12 protein-coding genes are annotated in these 14,411 nt (G+C 57.4%); 8 read left to right on the forward strand and 4 right to left on the reverse strand.

The features are described from left to right. Nucleotides 1–30: 30 nt before the first annotated feature. The gene (locus tag PQR67_RS28720; RefSeq protein WP_408466226.1) at nt 31–879 is read right to left on the reverse strand and encodes a LysR substrate-binding domain-containing protein; all 849 of its coding nucleotides are present in this window, start codon (nt 877–879) and stop codon (nt 31–33) included. 129 nt (nt 880–1,008) lie between these two features. Here PQR67_RS28720 and PQR67_RS28725 point away from each other — a divergent pair, with 129 nt between their 5' ends. Next, nucleotides 1,009–1,656 (forward strand): LysE family translocator, encoded by a 648-nt coding sequence (locus PQR67_RS28725; protein ID WP_408466227.1) that lies wholly within the window; start codon nt 1,009–1,011, stop codon nt 1,654–1,656. On the opposite strand, the gene PQR67_RS28730 is transcribed toward PQR67_RS28725, so the two are convergent. Then, complete coding sequence (locus tag PQR67_RS28730; protein ID WP_408466228.1) at nt 1,657–2,130, reverse strand: Lrp/AsnC family transcriptional regulator; 474 nt, start codon at nt 2,128–2,130, stop codon at nt 1,657–1,659. Nucleotides 2,131–2,524: 394 nt separating this feature from the next. Here PQR67_RS28730 and PQR67_RS28735 point away from each other — a divergent pair, with 394 nt between their 5' ends. After that, complete coding sequence (locus PQR67_RS28735; RefSeq protein ID WP_408466229.1) at nt 2,525–3,145, forward strand: LysE family translocator; 621 nt, start codon at nt 2,525–2,527, stop codon at nt 3,143–3,145. A 6-nt stretch (nt 3,146–3,151) separates the two neighbouring features. Here PQR67_RS28735 and PQR67_RS28740 read toward each other — a convergent pair whose 3' ends face one another. Both PQR67_RS28740 and PQR67_RS28745 read right to left on the reverse strand, forming a co-directional pair. Further along, on the reverse strand, nt 3,152–3,532 hold the full coding sequence (locus tag PQR67_RS28740) for a hypothetical protein (protein WP_408466230.1): 381 nt from the start codon (nt 3,530–3,532) through the stop codon (nt 3,152–3,154). A 616-nt stretch (nt 3,533–4,148) separates the two neighbouring features. Beyond that, a complete protein-coding gene (locus tag PQR67_RS28745; protein WP_035519431.1) occupies nt 4,149–4,304 on the reverse strand; it encodes a DUF3309 family protein in 156 nt (51 codons plus the stop codon). Nucleotides 4,305–5,260: 956 nt separating this feature from the next. Here PQR67_RS28745 and PQR67_RS28750 point away from each other — a divergent pair. From PQR67_RS28750 to PQR67_RS28775, 6 genes are all read left to right on the forward strand, one after another. Then, a complete protein-coding gene (locus tag PQR67_RS28750) occupies nt 5,261–6,640 on the forward strand; it encodes an undecaprenyl-phosphate glucose phosphotransferase (RefSeq protein WP_408466293.1) in 1,380 nt (459 codons plus the stop codon). Between the two features lie 24 nt (nt 6,641–6,664). Further along, nucleotides 6,665–9,043, forward strand: a complete 2,379-nt coding sequence (locus PQR67_RS28755) for a YjbH domain-containing protein (protein ID WP_408466231.1) — start codon at nt 6,665–6,667, stop codon at nt 9,041–9,043. Nucleotides 9,044–9,062: 19 nt separating this feature from the next. Further along, nucleotides 9,063–9,803 (forward strand): carboxypeptidase regulatory-like domain-containing protein, encoded by a 741-nt coding sequence (locus tag PQR67_RS28760; protein ID WP_408466232.1) that lies wholly within the window; start codon nt 9,063–9,065, stop codon nt 9,801–9,803. 759 nt (nt 9,804–10,562) lie between these two features. After that, nucleotides 10,563–11,615, forward strand: coding sequence for a polysaccharide biosynthesis/export family protein (locus PQR67_RS28765; RefSeq protein ID WP_408466233.1), 1,053 nt, complete (start codon nt 10,563–10,565; stop codon nt 11,613–11,615). Between the two features lie 49 nt (nt 11,616–11,664). Then, nucleotides 11,665–12,114, forward strand: coding sequence for a low molecular weight protein-tyrosine-phosphatase (locus tag PQR67_RS28770; protein ID WP_408466234.1), 450 nt, complete (start codon nt 11,665–11,667; stop codon nt 12,112–12,114). 2 nt (nt 12,115–12,116) lie between these two features. Then, entirely contained in the window at nt 12,117–14,360 is a 2,244-nt protein-coding gene (locus tag PQR67_RS28775; RefSeq protein WP_408466235.1) for a polysaccharide biosynthesis tyrosine autokinase, read from the forward strand. Nucleotides 14,361–14,411 lie beyond the last annotated feature (51 nt).

Here is a 14,411-nt window from a genome sequence, read left to right on the forward strand (position 1 = left end):
CCTGCGCTCGAGCAGGCGCCGTATTCCGGCTCAGATCCTCAACCCGGCCAGAATCTGTTCCGCGAGAAAATCGCAGGGTGGTCGCGCGGACCGCGCACTGCGGGCAAGGATGACTTCGAGTTCGTTCAGTGGCGGCAAGCCTTCGTTCTGCGACAACTGAACGAGGTGGGGCGGTACGCTGCATCGTGCGAGGGGCGCTATCGCAAGCCCTGCTTCGACCATACTGATAACGCCCAGCAAACTCGGGCTTTCGTAGGACATCCGGTACTTGATGTTTTCACGCTGTAGCGCGCTGACGGCATAGGCGCGCGCCGTACTGCCGTGTTCGAAAACGGCGAGGGGAAGTGGACGCTCCTTCCACACTTTTCTTGCGGGCGACCCGGCCCACACCATCGGCTCGAAGCGGATGAATTCGCCCACCACGCCCCTTGTTTTCGTGAAACAGGCCAGGTCGACCGTGTTGTCTTTCAGCAATGGAACGAGCGCATTGCTGGGCAGACCGATTACCCGAATCTCCACACGTGGATGAGCAATCGCGAATTTCCCCAGAACCGGGGGCAGCAACGATGAGGCGTAGTCGTCAGGCACCCCAATGGTGACGCGGCCCTTTATCTCCGGACGAACCACCGAGGCCCATGCTTCTTCCCGCATCGCAAGCATTCGACGGCCATAGTCCAGAAGTGTCCTGCCCTCCGCGGTAATCGCGACGTTGCGGGTGCTTCGCACAAAGAGCGGCTTTCCTAGCGCATCTTCAAGCGCCTTGATCTGCATACTCACCGCCGACGGCGAGCGGTGCACGGACTGCGCACCTCCAGCAAACGATCCCGTATCGGCGACCGCCACCACCATTTCAAGCACGTCCAGATCGAGTTTTTTCACGTTAATCGGTTTTCACGGTCGTCAGAAAATCTGAGCAATAAGTTCAGTTTAATTCGTTTTACTGGAGTATGCATCGAACCGATACTGATGCCACTAACGCTGCGCATGTGACGAAGGGAGCCCACGAAAATGCACGGTACGGCATCGATTTACGGATTTCTGGCGGTCGGCGGCATGCTCGCTGTGACGCCAGGGCCGAACATGGTCTATGTGATGTCGCGCTCGATCGCGCAAGGGCGCAGGGCCGGGCTCATATCGCTTGCGGGCGTCATGCTCGGCTACCTCTTCTATATGTTCGGCGCGGCGTTCGGCATCACGGCGCTGTTCCTGAGCGTGCCTTATGCAGCGAGCGTTCTGGGTGGGGTGGGCGCTGCGTATCTGTTTTATCTGGCGTGGCAGGCGGTGAAGCCTGGTGGCCGTTCTCCGCTGGAGGTTCGCGCTCTGCCTCGCGAACGGCCTCGCCGGCTTCTGGCGATGGGCGCAACGACCAGTCTGTTGAATCCCAAACTCGCGATGATCTTTCTGTCACTCCTGCCGCAATTCATCAACTACCAGGACGGCAGCGTTTTCAGGCAATCGCTTGTGCTCGGCTCGTTGCTGATTGTCGCGTTTGCCTCGGTCAATGGCCTGGTGGCGGTCTGCTCCGGCAGCATGGCGACGTTCCTCTCCCGTCGTCCGGGATTCCTGCTGGCTCAGCGCTGGGCGATGGGCGTTGTTCTGCTTGCACTCGGAGCGCACATGACCATCGATGCATTGAAGCTCGGCGGCATCGCCTGATCAGATCGCAATCGACGGAATGCTCTTCATGCAGCGGAGGGCAAACATCGAACGGCTATGGCGGATGCCCGAGATTTTGTAGAGTTTCTCGCGCAGAAAGCGCTCGTAGCCCGCCGTACCGTCGACCGCTACCTTTACCAGATAGTCGTAGTCGCCCGATACCAGATACGCTTCCAGCACTTCCGGCAGCATCGCCAGTTCGGCGCCGAAGCGGGCGAGGGCGTCGTCTTCATGACGGTCGAGGGTGACTTCGAGCAGCACCACGTCGGCGAAACCGAGCTTCTGCTGATCGAGCAACGCGACGTAGCCGCGGATATACCCTTCCGTTTCCAATTGACGCGTGCGATTCCAGCACGCCGTGGTCGACATGCCGACCAGTTCGGCGAGCTCGGCGTTGCTCAGACGCGCGTTCTTCTGCAATTCGCGCATGATCTTCCGATCCTGGTTGTCCAGTGGGCGATTTCGGGTGGTCATTGCATAGACGGAAGGTTATTCGGATGAATGCCATTCTAAAGGAAGATCGTCCTGCAGTCCGTGGATGATTGCATTGCTTTAGGAAGCATATCCAGCCTGCGTCCGGGTATATTTTCAGGGTGCATTCATGCCCGGGACAACCGTCCGGGCCGCGGGCCTCAAGCCTGCGGTCTTGCGCGGCCACAAGCTGCCATCCGGTGTCTCGCCGCCTTCACAGGAAGGCGGCACGCGGGCGAATTCCGGCGTCACCCGCGCCGGAAGACGCGCTCGCCGGGCATGGGGCATTTTCTAAACCGAATGCTTGCCAGCACCGAGCGTCTGTGCGCCGTGTTCGAACGATCTTCGAGCGCGGCGGCGGCGCGCACGACCGGCAAAGCCGCAACCTGGCCTACCGATGTCGATCCAGCTGTACGTTTCATTTCTCCTCGCTTCCCTCGTACTCGTTTATTCCCCAGGTCCGGTCAACGTACTGACGATGAGTCAGGCGCTCAGCGCCGGCTGGCGCGCCGCTTTGCCCTGCGTGTGGGGCGGCACCTGCGCCGTGTTATTGCAACTGGCGTTCACTTCGCTCTGTCTGAATTCGCTGCTGCTGATCGATGCACGCGCGCTGATCGCACTGCGCTGGGCCGGCGCGATCTATCTCGTGTATCTCGGCTGCAAGCAATGGCGCAGTGGCAGCCTGGCGGTGTCCGCCGACGCGGATCAGCAGCGCGGTCTGTTCTGGCGCGGCTTCGCTACGTCCGGGCTCAACCCGAAGACGCTGTTGTTCTTCCCGTCGTTTTTTCCGCAGTTCATCAGTACGCCTGCGGATGAGGTGCACTGGTCCGCGAATCAGCAATATCTCTTGCTGGCCGCGACATTTGCACTGGTGTTCGCGCTCGGCGTGGCATCCACCGCGGTGTTTTCGCACCGATTGCGCACAGTGTTGCAACGGCCGAAACGGCTACGCGCGGTCAATCGTCTGATGGGCAGTTTGCTGGTCGGCATGGGCGCGGTGATGGCGGCGGTTCGCTGATCACGTTCAGCCGGGTTTGCCCGGCGCTCTGACCGCGCTTTGCACCGCGACACTGCGATAGACGTCGCGGCAGAATTGCATGCCGCCTTCATGTGTGCCGTTGACGGCTGCCGCGATATGCACGGCACGCTCCGGGCTTTCGACACGTTCAGGCACTGCCGGATTGACGAGCGCCGCGTTGATGGCGAGCGGATCGGTAGACGAAGCCCGCATGATGCCAATGCCCTTGATTGTCACGGCGAGGCAGGGGTCCGGCACTTGCGGACCATGGGTGGCCGCGACGTTGAAATTGATGTTCAGCGTCCAGAAGCCCTCATGAATGTTCTGATGAATGATCACTGCCTTCACCACATCCTGATGTGAGAGCGTGTATTCGTTGCTTGCCATCGGTCCCTCCTTGCTCGTACGCAGCCTGTGCTTGTGTGTGTGCATACGCGTGCAGATATGACATTTTTTGCGGGCTAGGGGACCTAGTTTTACGCACCGTTTTGTCCAGTGCAAGTGAAAAGGCATGGTTGCCTACGCGTCAGTTGTGCGGGCGGGGAGGACGGCAACCAGAGTGCGGGTATTCCGCGTGAGACGCGCTCGCCGGGAAGCGTGGCGTGCGCGCGGAATATCTTCAGTTGAACTGCTTATGTTGAAAAGGATTAGTGGAAAATGAGGTATAGGATAACCAGTACGATCAGCGGGACGCCAAGAAGCCAGCCGAGAAGGTAAGGCATGATGTGATCTCCTTTCGTATCGAAGTTTGAATACGATGGAGACTGAGCATCCGGTGTGCCTGACGCGATTCAGGCCGTCGCCGCGGACCTGCGGGCAAGGTTCAAACTCTCGTTTCAAACCCTGCGAGTTAGCCGTTAGCCGTTAGCCGTTATCGGCTGACAGTGCGAGCTCATATCGACTGTAGAAATAAAAGGAGGCCGCCGGATATCCCGGTGGCGAACTGCCTGGATATCCGGCGGCCGGCCCAGTTTGAATGGCTGACCCGAGTACGTCGACTCAGCTAGATCACGCCGGTGAGGACTAGCACAATCACAACAATTACCACGAGCCCGAGACCGCCAGTTGGCCCATAACCCCATGCGCGGCTATGTGGCCACGTCGGAAGCGCACCGATGAGGAGAAGGATCAGCACAACCAGAAGAATAGTTCCCAACATAGTCATCACCTCCGCTTGGATTGACAGAACCTGCCTGTCACGACAGCCATGCAACTCGCGGTTGAGCGAGCTCGCGAAAGGCAGTATCGATGCGGTGGGTTCAGCAAGGCATGTGCCCAGGAGCGGACAGTTCCGGGGCGAGTCTGTTTGAAATGATCGCTTGTTTTAGTAGGTGCGCTGTTCGATTTCTTCGAATGCGAGACGCTTCGGCCTCTGTCACTCCGCCTGCTTCTGCCGCTAGAAGGCATATCCACACACTGATTTTCTCGAACTTTCATCGCGTCGGGCACCCTCCACTTCCGTCCTTCTTCGATGAGGGCCGTTACGGGCGACGTTACGTAACGGACGCGTTACCGAACACGGTTTTGCGTTTTATTCGCGGGCTTTCCCGGAGACCGTGTCAGAGAAAAAACGTATGTGTGACAAGGGTTTGCCCCATATATCCAAGCCGATTGTAAAAAAAATATAACGATTGGCATGGTTGCTGCTTTAAAGGTGGCGCGGTGCATAACACAGACAAGACAAGCAGAGTAAGTAGTGGCAGTAGTGGCGAAGTTCGAGTCAACGACTGACCTGGTCGGGGGTTATCAGGTCAGTCTCCTCAACGCACAAGCGATCTGATCTCAGGTTCGGATCTCATCGTGGCGGCGTTTTGCCTGAGTACCCAGGTTAGACGGGTGCGAGCGGCTTGCAGTTACATCCCCATGGTTGCTGTTCAGGAACGTCCAGTCGTGTCGTTTCGCACTGGAAGGATGAAATCCAGATTGGTTTGCATTGCGCGCTTCTTCGCGTGCCGGGGCGGTTTTGTTGTCGCGAAGAGCGTGGTGGTTGATGTGCGAGAGACATGGGCTGCTGAAGCGAAGACAAGTCGAGCAGCTCCACAAGAACGTTTGGCGCGAGAGACCAGCGCGGGGATAAGAATGGATACGGCGAATTTTGCACAGCAAAGAAGAACGATACCGGGGTTGCAAGGCCTGATCGCGCGCTTGTTCGATGTGATGCTCGTCGTTCTGGGGGCGCTGGCTGCATCGCAAGTGCGATTCGAGGATATCACCCAGAGTCGTATCGATACGGCGTTCGTTGCGTTTGCCGCGGCTTTTACGCTGGTTCTATTCCCCACCTTCGGCGTCTACGGTTCGTGGCGTGGGCGGGCGATGCTGCGCATGGCCGGTCAGGTATCGCTGGCGTGGTTCGTGGTTCAAGGCTTTGGTCTCGTACTGATGTTCTCGCTGCATCGCACGGATTTCATCTCGCGTCTCTGGTTCGCCTATTGGATGGCGATGACAGGCGGCGCGCTGATTGTGTCGCGCCTGGTGGTGCACGCTGTACTCGCACGCGTCCGGCATGCGGGGATGAACCTCCGCCGGGTTGCGGTGGTGGGATGCGGGTCGCATTGCCACCAGGTCGTGCGAAATATCGAGGGTTCGGCCGCGAGCGGCTTTCGCGCGGTAGCGGCTTTCGATGTGCGGCCGGTGATGGGGACGATAGGCTCGGGTGTGCCGGTGTACGACGACATCGCCAAGTTCGCTGCCTACGTAAGGTCTCACGATGTACAGGAGCTGTGGCTTGCGTTGCCGCTCTCCGAGGAGCGCACGATCTCGCGCTTTGTGGCTGAGTTTCGCGACGATCTCGTGAACGTGCGTTTTGTGCCGGATATGCGCAGCGTCGCGCTGTTCGATAGCGGCATGATCGATCTGATCGGGATGCCTGCCATTAACCTGGTCGCGTCGCCGGTACCGGCTCGTGCGTTGGTGAAGAAAGAAATTTTTGATCGCGCGTTTGCGGCTTGCGCGTTGATTGCGCTGGCGCCGGCACTGGTGGCGATTGCGATCGCAATCAAGCTGTCCTCGCGCGGGCCGGTGTTTTTTACGCAGAAGCGCAAGGGTGCGGATGGGCGCATCTTCAAGATCTATAAGTTCCGCTCAATGCGTCCTCATGCCGTGGAAACAGGCGTGCTGAAACAGGCGACGCGAGGGGATCCGCGTATTACCCGAGTAGGTGCGTTTCTCAGACGTACCAGCCTGGATGAGTTACCGCAGTTCTTCAATGTACTGCGGGGCGATATGTCGGTAGTAGGGCCGCGCCCTCATGCGATTGAACACGACGAGCTCTATCAGAAAGTGGTGAATGGCTATATCCATCGGTACCGGATCAAACCGGGGATAACAGGGTGGGCGCAGATCAACGGATTCAGAGGAGAGACGGACCAGATCGAGAAGATGCAAGGACGCGTCGAACACGATCTGTATTACCTGCGCAATTGGTCGTTTGGACTCGACATGCGGATTGTCGCGGCGACGATAGCGAAAGGGCTAGTCGATAGCAACGCGTACTGACACCTGAACACAATAAAAAAACACATGGCCATGAAATTACGCGGACAACTTTTCGTACTGGCGCCGACGACCGCCGCAGTTGCTTCTGCTCTGGCATTTTCAGCGCCTGTACAAGCGGCTGAGCCGGCGTTGAATGCGTTGGGCCAAGCCGGTGGCCTTGTCATTCCGTATGCATTTGCTTTGCCGGAAGGTACCGGAGAGGCTCAATACAACAACTACATCGACCCACGATACGGAAAGCAGGCGACCGGTTCTGAAGTTTACTGGGGCGCTGTCGGGTTGTTGCCTTACCTGGAGGTTTCAGGCGGGCTAGCCAACTACCCGGCGATCAAATCGGTCCAGTTCACGGGCGAGGAGCATTTCGTATTCCGCCATCTGATGGCCAATGTCAAGGTCGAAGTACCGAAGTTCTTTAAGTATCAGCCGAGCATCGCGTTCGGTGTGACCGATATTGGCGGCCAGACGCATTTCTTCCGTTCGAAGTACGGTGTGGTGTCGCAAGGGTTTGGCCCGGTGACGTTGACTGCAGGCTACGGCCGGGGCGATCGGCTTGACGGTTTGTTCGGTGGCGCGCAAGTCTCACTTTGGAACACGGGCTTATCGCTGCTCGCTGAAGACGATTCGAAGACGCCTTATGCCGGTGTGCGCTATCAGTCTCCGAGAATTAGCTGGCTTGCCGATGCGAACGTGATTGGCACGTTCATGCGTTCGATCCGCTCGACCGACGGCGTGGCGCCGCGCACGTCGTTTTCGGTGGGCATTCAGATTCCTCTGGGCAAACGCTTTAGCAGCGTGCGTTGTGCAGACGGTTTGTGCGAAGGCCCGCAGGTGCCGGACACCCAAACCGCAGGTGCTGACGACGACGGTTCGATTCGACTCGCCAGCCTGCAACCGGTGGACACGCGTCCGGCCAACGCCAACAACAATGCACTGGCAGCCGCGCCGATCACGTACGTGCCGCCGCTCCAGTCGTACGCGTCGGTGATGCTGAGTGACGTGATAGCAGGTAAATCGCCGGATGCGCAGTCTCCCACCATTCCGGAAGCGCTGGATACCTCCGCGCTCGATGAGATCGCCGCACAACTGTTTGCTGCCGGCCTCGAGCGCGTGCGTGTCGGGATGAGCGGCCGCGATCTGGTGGTCGAGTACGAGAACCACCGATACAACCAGAATGAAGCTGACGCGCTCGGCATTGTGCTTGGTGTGGCGAGTGTGAATGCACCCCAAGGCACCGCCAGGATTCATGTGGTCATCAAGAAGGCCAATGAGCCATTAGGCGAAGTCATGGTAGATCGTGATGCATTCGCGCAGTTCATTGCTGGCGGTGCACCGACGGCGGCAAGCGCTTCATTGACGATGCGCACTCGTCCGACCTACGACGCGGATTCGATCGCGTGGCATGGCAACGAACACACGCATGGGTTGACGCGGATTCAGATCGAGCCTGTTGTTAGCTATCTGTACGGCACCGAGTACGGTGTGTTCGACGTTTCGCTGGGCGCGAACATTGAAGGTTTCGTTCCGCTTTGGCGGGGTGCGGAGTTGTACGCGAGCTATATCGCACCGCTCTACAACACGAAGAATATGGATGAAGGCCGCGTGTTTAGCGATTACCGCTTGCGCGGTGGTCTGAATGCGGTCGCACTGGCGCAAAGCTTCTGGATCGCGCCGCAGGTGTTCAACGTGGCATCGATTGGGAAGTTCGATTACTCGTATGTCGGCGTGCAAAACGAAACCACGGTATTCGTGCCGGGACGCCCCGATCTGATTCGATTGCGGCTCGCCTATTTACACCATGAGCCAGGTCATGACGAATTACCGAGTGAGAAGAATGCGGAGCTGACTTACCGCTGGGTGCAGCCGTCCTGGAAGCTGTGGATCGAGGCCGGTGTCGCGCGTTTTGTTGGTGGAGACAAAGGGCCGGTTGCGACGCTGACACGCTGGTTCGACGACGTATCGGTGAGCGTGCATGGCGAGCATAGCGGACAAGGCACGTTTGTCGGTGCTGCGGTCAGCTTCCCACTGACGTTGCGCCAGGGCATGAAGCCGGGGATCGGCCAGGTGTATGGCTCGGAGCAGTTCGGGCTCGATTTCCGCACGCGGGTGGGTTCGACGAATTACCTGTCGGCCAATGCGGCCGAGAACATGAGTTTCCCGTATAGCACCCAGCAATACCTGTTGAATCAGGGGCGCTTTAGTGGTGAGTACTTCTCGACGCAGCTTTACCGGATGCGTGATGCGTATCTGCGTTACGGGCGGCCAGGTAGTGACGCAACGAAGCAGAAACCGCAAGTGAGTGTGCCCGCTGTGTCGACGGGCGCCTCGCTTTCATCCGGTATCTGCGAAAACGGTTTGCATGGTGTAAGCGACGGACGGGCGTTGGCGCCAGTCAATTGTGAATGACTTTCTTTGGAGATAGGCGATGAAGCTTCTAAACGGCGCCACGCTGCGCACGCTGCAGTTCGGATCGATCGTGCTTGCCACCAGTGCGCTGGTCGCATGCGGTGGCGGAACCAGCGCCGGCGGTTCGCCGGCCGGAACGATAGGCGGGACAGCCGCTGTCGGCGCGGCACTGGCTAACGCAAGTATCACGCTGGCCTGCAAGAACGGTTCAGGCAGTGCGACGGCAAATTCGAACGGCGCTTACACGGCGACGTTCGCGTTTGATGGTCCTTGCGCAATTACGGCAACCGGCGGTGCGATCACGATTCACTCGTTTGCCGCCGGCGCGGGTACTTACAACGTGACGCCGCTGACGGAGCTGTTGTTGGACTACCTGGCAGGGCAATTGGGCACGACCGTTAGCGGCTTGCTATCGGGCATTTCTTCTAACTCGTCGTATCAGAGTGCGCTATCGAACAGCACGGTGATAGCGAATGCTCAAGCGGCGGTTGCGACACTGATCAAGAACACGTATGGGATCACGCTTTCTTCCTCCTCATTCTTGACGGTTTCGTTCACGCCTGGCGCTCCAGGCGCGGATGCGGACCTCGATACGCTGATGACGGCTGGGGCGATTACGAGCAATGGTCAACCGGCTGCGTCGCTCTCGAGCGCCGCGACAGCGGCGGGTGCAGCTGCGCCGATTTCTGGTGGCAGCGGTAGCAATGGATCAACTGGCGGAACGGGCGGTACGGGCGGCAGCGGAACTACGACCAAATGAGTGCGGCGCATCGGTGGTTGAGACGCAAGGGTTACGCCTTTAGCGCCGGTGTGTTGTAGCAGTTCGAAGAGACAGTCTCGTATCGTAGACATACTCGATTGTCTTTAAGCGTTACGGTAGGACGTTACGTAACGCCGGTCCGGGTCCCTCTTCCTATCGACTCAAATTGAACACGGTATAGGAAGAGGACTCGCTTGGATCGGCACTTATCTGTGAAAACGTTCTCGGAAGCGACCCGGAAAGCGGGTGAATTGTTTGGCACGGTTAATGCTCAATAAGGTTGGTCATCCACGAAGTGTCGTAGGGGCAGCGAAATATGCCTCGACGCATGTGCGTGATGAACTGTACGTCGAAGGTTCCGCGCCGTAGAGACTCTCCTAAGTTCTCTTCTGCGAGACATGAGTCAACGGTTTATATCGCGATTGGCAATCGGCGGTAATTGTTGGCGCAATAGAACTGGTAGACAGCGTTCCTGAAATGAGCCGGCCAGTTTGGGAACGACAGTTCATTGAGGTGAAGGATGGTTGACTGGCGGGACCTGTCCGTCTTGATCGCGCCATGTAGTACGGCTTAAGTCTCATCCGAAAAATAAATTGTCCCGCGAGTGCGGGATACACGGGGAAACATCGTATGTCCATGCGTTCCATATGCTTTACGCAAAGCCAAAGAGGATTTCAACGACTATTCGTGCGTCTTGGCCTGATAGTCCTGCCTGCCTTCACTATGTTGTCCGCATGCAGTGTTGCCCCCGGGATGAAGATGTCCACCCCGGCCGTGGTCGCACTCAAAGACGGAAGTGATGCTCAAACAGCGACGACCGATCTCAAGATTCCGATCACCGACATCGACCTTTCGACTATCCAGGCGGCGCGCGAAACAGAAGAAAACCCGACATTCTTGCGACTGGAAAACTCAACTGGCGCAGCTGATCTCTATACGGTTGGCCGTGGGGACGTGCTTCAAATCACCGTATGGGATCACCCTGAGTTGGCCCTTGCCCAGGGTGCGCAGCCGCCGGCTACAACGCAAAAGGCGGCAGACCCCGGGGCCGGCTTCGTGGTCGATCAGTCGGGCAATCTGCAATTTCCATTTGCGGGTCGCCTGCACGTCGAGGGACTGCCGCCGCAGGAGATTCAGACAAAACTGACTGCAGAACTCGCCAAGACCTTCAACGATCCGCAGGTGACCGTGCGCGTGTCGTCGTATCGCTCGAAACAGGTGTACATAGATGGCGAGGTCAGAGCGCCCGGTGTTCAGGTTCTGAACGACGTACCAATGAACCTGTATGAGGCGATTAACCGTGCGGGTGGATTTAGCCCGACCGCGGACCAAAGCAGATTGATGCTCGTTCGAAACGGGGAGTCGTTCCGGATTGACTTGCCGAAAATCCTTCAGCAGGGATACAACCCGGCCAAGCTCGTCCTTCGTCAAGGCGACCTTCTGCGCGTTCTCTCGCGTGAGGATAGCGGCGTTTTCGTAATGGGCGAAGTTAACAAGCCGACTGTTGCCGTGCCCTTGCGCGACGGCAAGCTGACATTGAGCGACGCCTTGGCACAGGCCGGTAGCTTGAATACGTCGAGTTCCGACCCGTCGCAGGTTTACGTCATTCGCGGCTCCGCGGACAAGAACTACAAGGTGTACCACCTGGACGCAAAATCACCGGTCTCCATGCTTCTCGCTAATCAGTTCAATCTGCAAACCAATGACGTTGTCTACGTTGATGGAAATGGATTGGTCAGATTTAGCCGCGTTTTGAGCCTGCTCATTCCAGCGATCAACGCGGGTCTTACGGCTGCGATTGCGACGAAGTAGTCGCGCCCCAAGCCAAGTTGCGAAACCTAACGAAATGCCTCAGGCGAAAATGAGCACATCAGTACTTGTCCTTTGCGATGGAAACTTATGCCGTAGCCCCATGGCCGCTGGGATTCTGTCGCACCGCCTGCCTGATCTGGATGTTCAATCAGCAGGTATTGGTGCGGTAGTGGGTCACCGCGCCGCTCCTCTTGCAAGAGAGCTTCTACTTGAACGGGGCATAGACATAGATGGACATATCGCTCGTCAAGTAACGCTAAGCATGGTCACGGACGCAACGGTGATATTCGTCATGACCGATGTCCAGAAGCGATTTTTCGAGTCTCGCTACCCATTCTCTACGGGACGGGTTTTTCGGCTAGGGCACCATCGCGGGATTGATGTGATCGACCCGTATCGTAAAGACCGTTCAGTTTTCGAACACGTCTTGTCTACTATCGACACTGCGCTTGACGACTGGTATGTAGCGCTGCGCGAAATGAACGCAACGGTAATATAAAAATGACTAATCTAAAAGACATTCGGCTCCTCGAGGATAAATCAGACGACGATCTGAGCATCGGCGAATATATCGCCGTGCTTCAGAACAACAGGAAGCTGATATTAATTGTGACACTTGTTGTAACGGTGTTGAGCGCGGCGTACGCGATCATTGCGAAGCCTGTTTACCGTGCAAACATGATTGTTCAGGTCGAGGACTCGGATACGTCCGCTGCGCTGTTAGGCGATCTGGCTCCTCTTCTTGGCGCCAAGTCCGAAACAACGGCGGAGATCGAGATCCTCAGGTCGCGGCTTGTGCTCGGGCAGACGGTCTCAAAGCTGAAGTTGTATATCTCGGCGAAGCCGAAATATTTTCCAATCTTTGGTCGCTGGCTTGCACGTCGCGCTGAAGATCACGAGCTGGCCAATTTGCCGGCGGGATCTCTGGCCAAATCGTTCCTTGGTTTTGATAGCTTCGCATGGGGCGGCGAGGAAATAAAAGTGGAGCGGTTCGACGTTCCGAAAACCTATGTGGAAAGCAAATTCACGTTGGTTTCAGATGGGGGAGACAAATACCATCTGCTCGACAACGAAAACGATGTTGTGCTGCACGGTACGGTTGGTCAGGAAGCCCATGGCAGAGTGGACGACGGGCCGGTGACGTTTCTGGTGAGTTCGCTGAACGCTCGCCAGAACACGAAATTTAATCTCCTGCGCTATTCGGAATCGGAACGTATCGAAGATCTCCAGGACAAGCTGGTTATTGCAGAGCAGGGTAAGCAGTCGGGGATTCTTGAGACGACCCTGGACGGGACTGATGCTGAAGAGACCACGAACACGCTAAACGCGATTGCTGACGAGTATGTATATCAGAACGTTCAGCTAAATACGGCCGAGACCGAGAAAACATTGGTCTTTCTGGATCAGCAACTTCCTGCACTCAAGAAAGAGCTGGAGTCGTCCGAGGAGCGATATAACAATTTTCGAAATCGTAGCGGGACAGTCAGTTTGAGCGAAGAGGCCAAGCTTGTTCTGCAACAGTCCGTGGACGCCAACGCCACGCTGCTCGAGTTGAAGCAGAAGCGCGTGGAACTCTTGCAACGATTCAATCCTGCAAGTCACAACGTCGCGACTATCGATAGCCAGATTAGCGCAGCGCAAGATCAGGTCGGCGCTCTCTCCCACCGCATCACGGCGCTGCCGGACCTTGAGCAATCCGCCTTGCGACTCATGCGGGACGTTACGGTCAATACGGACTTGTACACCGGCCTGTTGAATAGCGCGCAACAACTCAAAGTTCTTAAAGCCGGAAAGGTTGGCAACGTTCGGATCGTAGACCGTGCCGTGCAGCCGGAGAAACCGGTCAAGCCGAAGAGGCCGCTGGTGATTGCGCTAGGCGTTGTGCTGGGTTTGATCCTGGGTACCGTTGCGGCCTTTATCAACCGGGCTATTGTCCGCGGCGTAGAAGACGGCGATGTCATTGAACGTGCAACAGGCGTGAGCATCTTCGCCGCCATTCCGCAAAGCGAACAGCAATCAGCTTTGGAAAGCTCAATGCGAAAAGGCGAGGAGGGCATATTTGCTCTCGCTAATACCCGGCCGGACGATCCAACCATAGAGAGCATCCGCAGTCTTCGGACGTCGTTGCAGTTTGCCATGCTCAACAGTACGAACAATATCGTTGTTGTTACCGGTCCGAGCCCAGGCGTGGGGAAATCATTCATTGGGTCTAACCTGGCGGCGGTACTGGCAACAACGGGCAAGCGGGTTCTGTTGGTTGACGCAGACATGCGACGGGGTCACTTGCATCAATTCTTCGGCACGCCTAGGGAGAATGGCTTGTCGGAGTTGATCCTGGGTACCCATACGGTGGAACAGGCTACCCGGCGGCAGGTATTGCAAAACCTTGATTTGATCACGACAGGAACTGTTCCCCCAAATCCGGCCGAATTGCTCCTTACTGATCGATTTGCCAAGGTGCTTCAGCAAATGGCTTCTTCGTACGACATTGTCCTCGTCGATACGCCGCCCGTGCTTGCGGTGACGGACGCAGCGATTGTGGCGAAGCTGGCGGGGACGACGCTAATGGCGCTACGTCACGGGCAGCACCCGTTGCCTGAAATTGCCGAGGCGGTAAGACGGTTGCGGCAAGGCGGCGCTGTGTTGAAGGGCGCGATCTTCAACGGCATTCCGCGCAGGGTCATTGGCTACGGCAGGTATTACGGCGGGTACTACACCTACCAATATGGCCGCATCAAGAAATGACGGCGGCGAGCGGAACCTGTGTATGCGGCGAAAACCACGAATACGTGGACT

The sequence above is a fragment of the Paraburkholderia fungorum genome, assembly GCF_046026025.1.
Lineage (GTDB): Bacteria > Pseudomonadota > Gammaproteobacteria > Burkholderiales > Burkholderiaceae > Paraburkholderia > Paraburkholderia fungorum_E.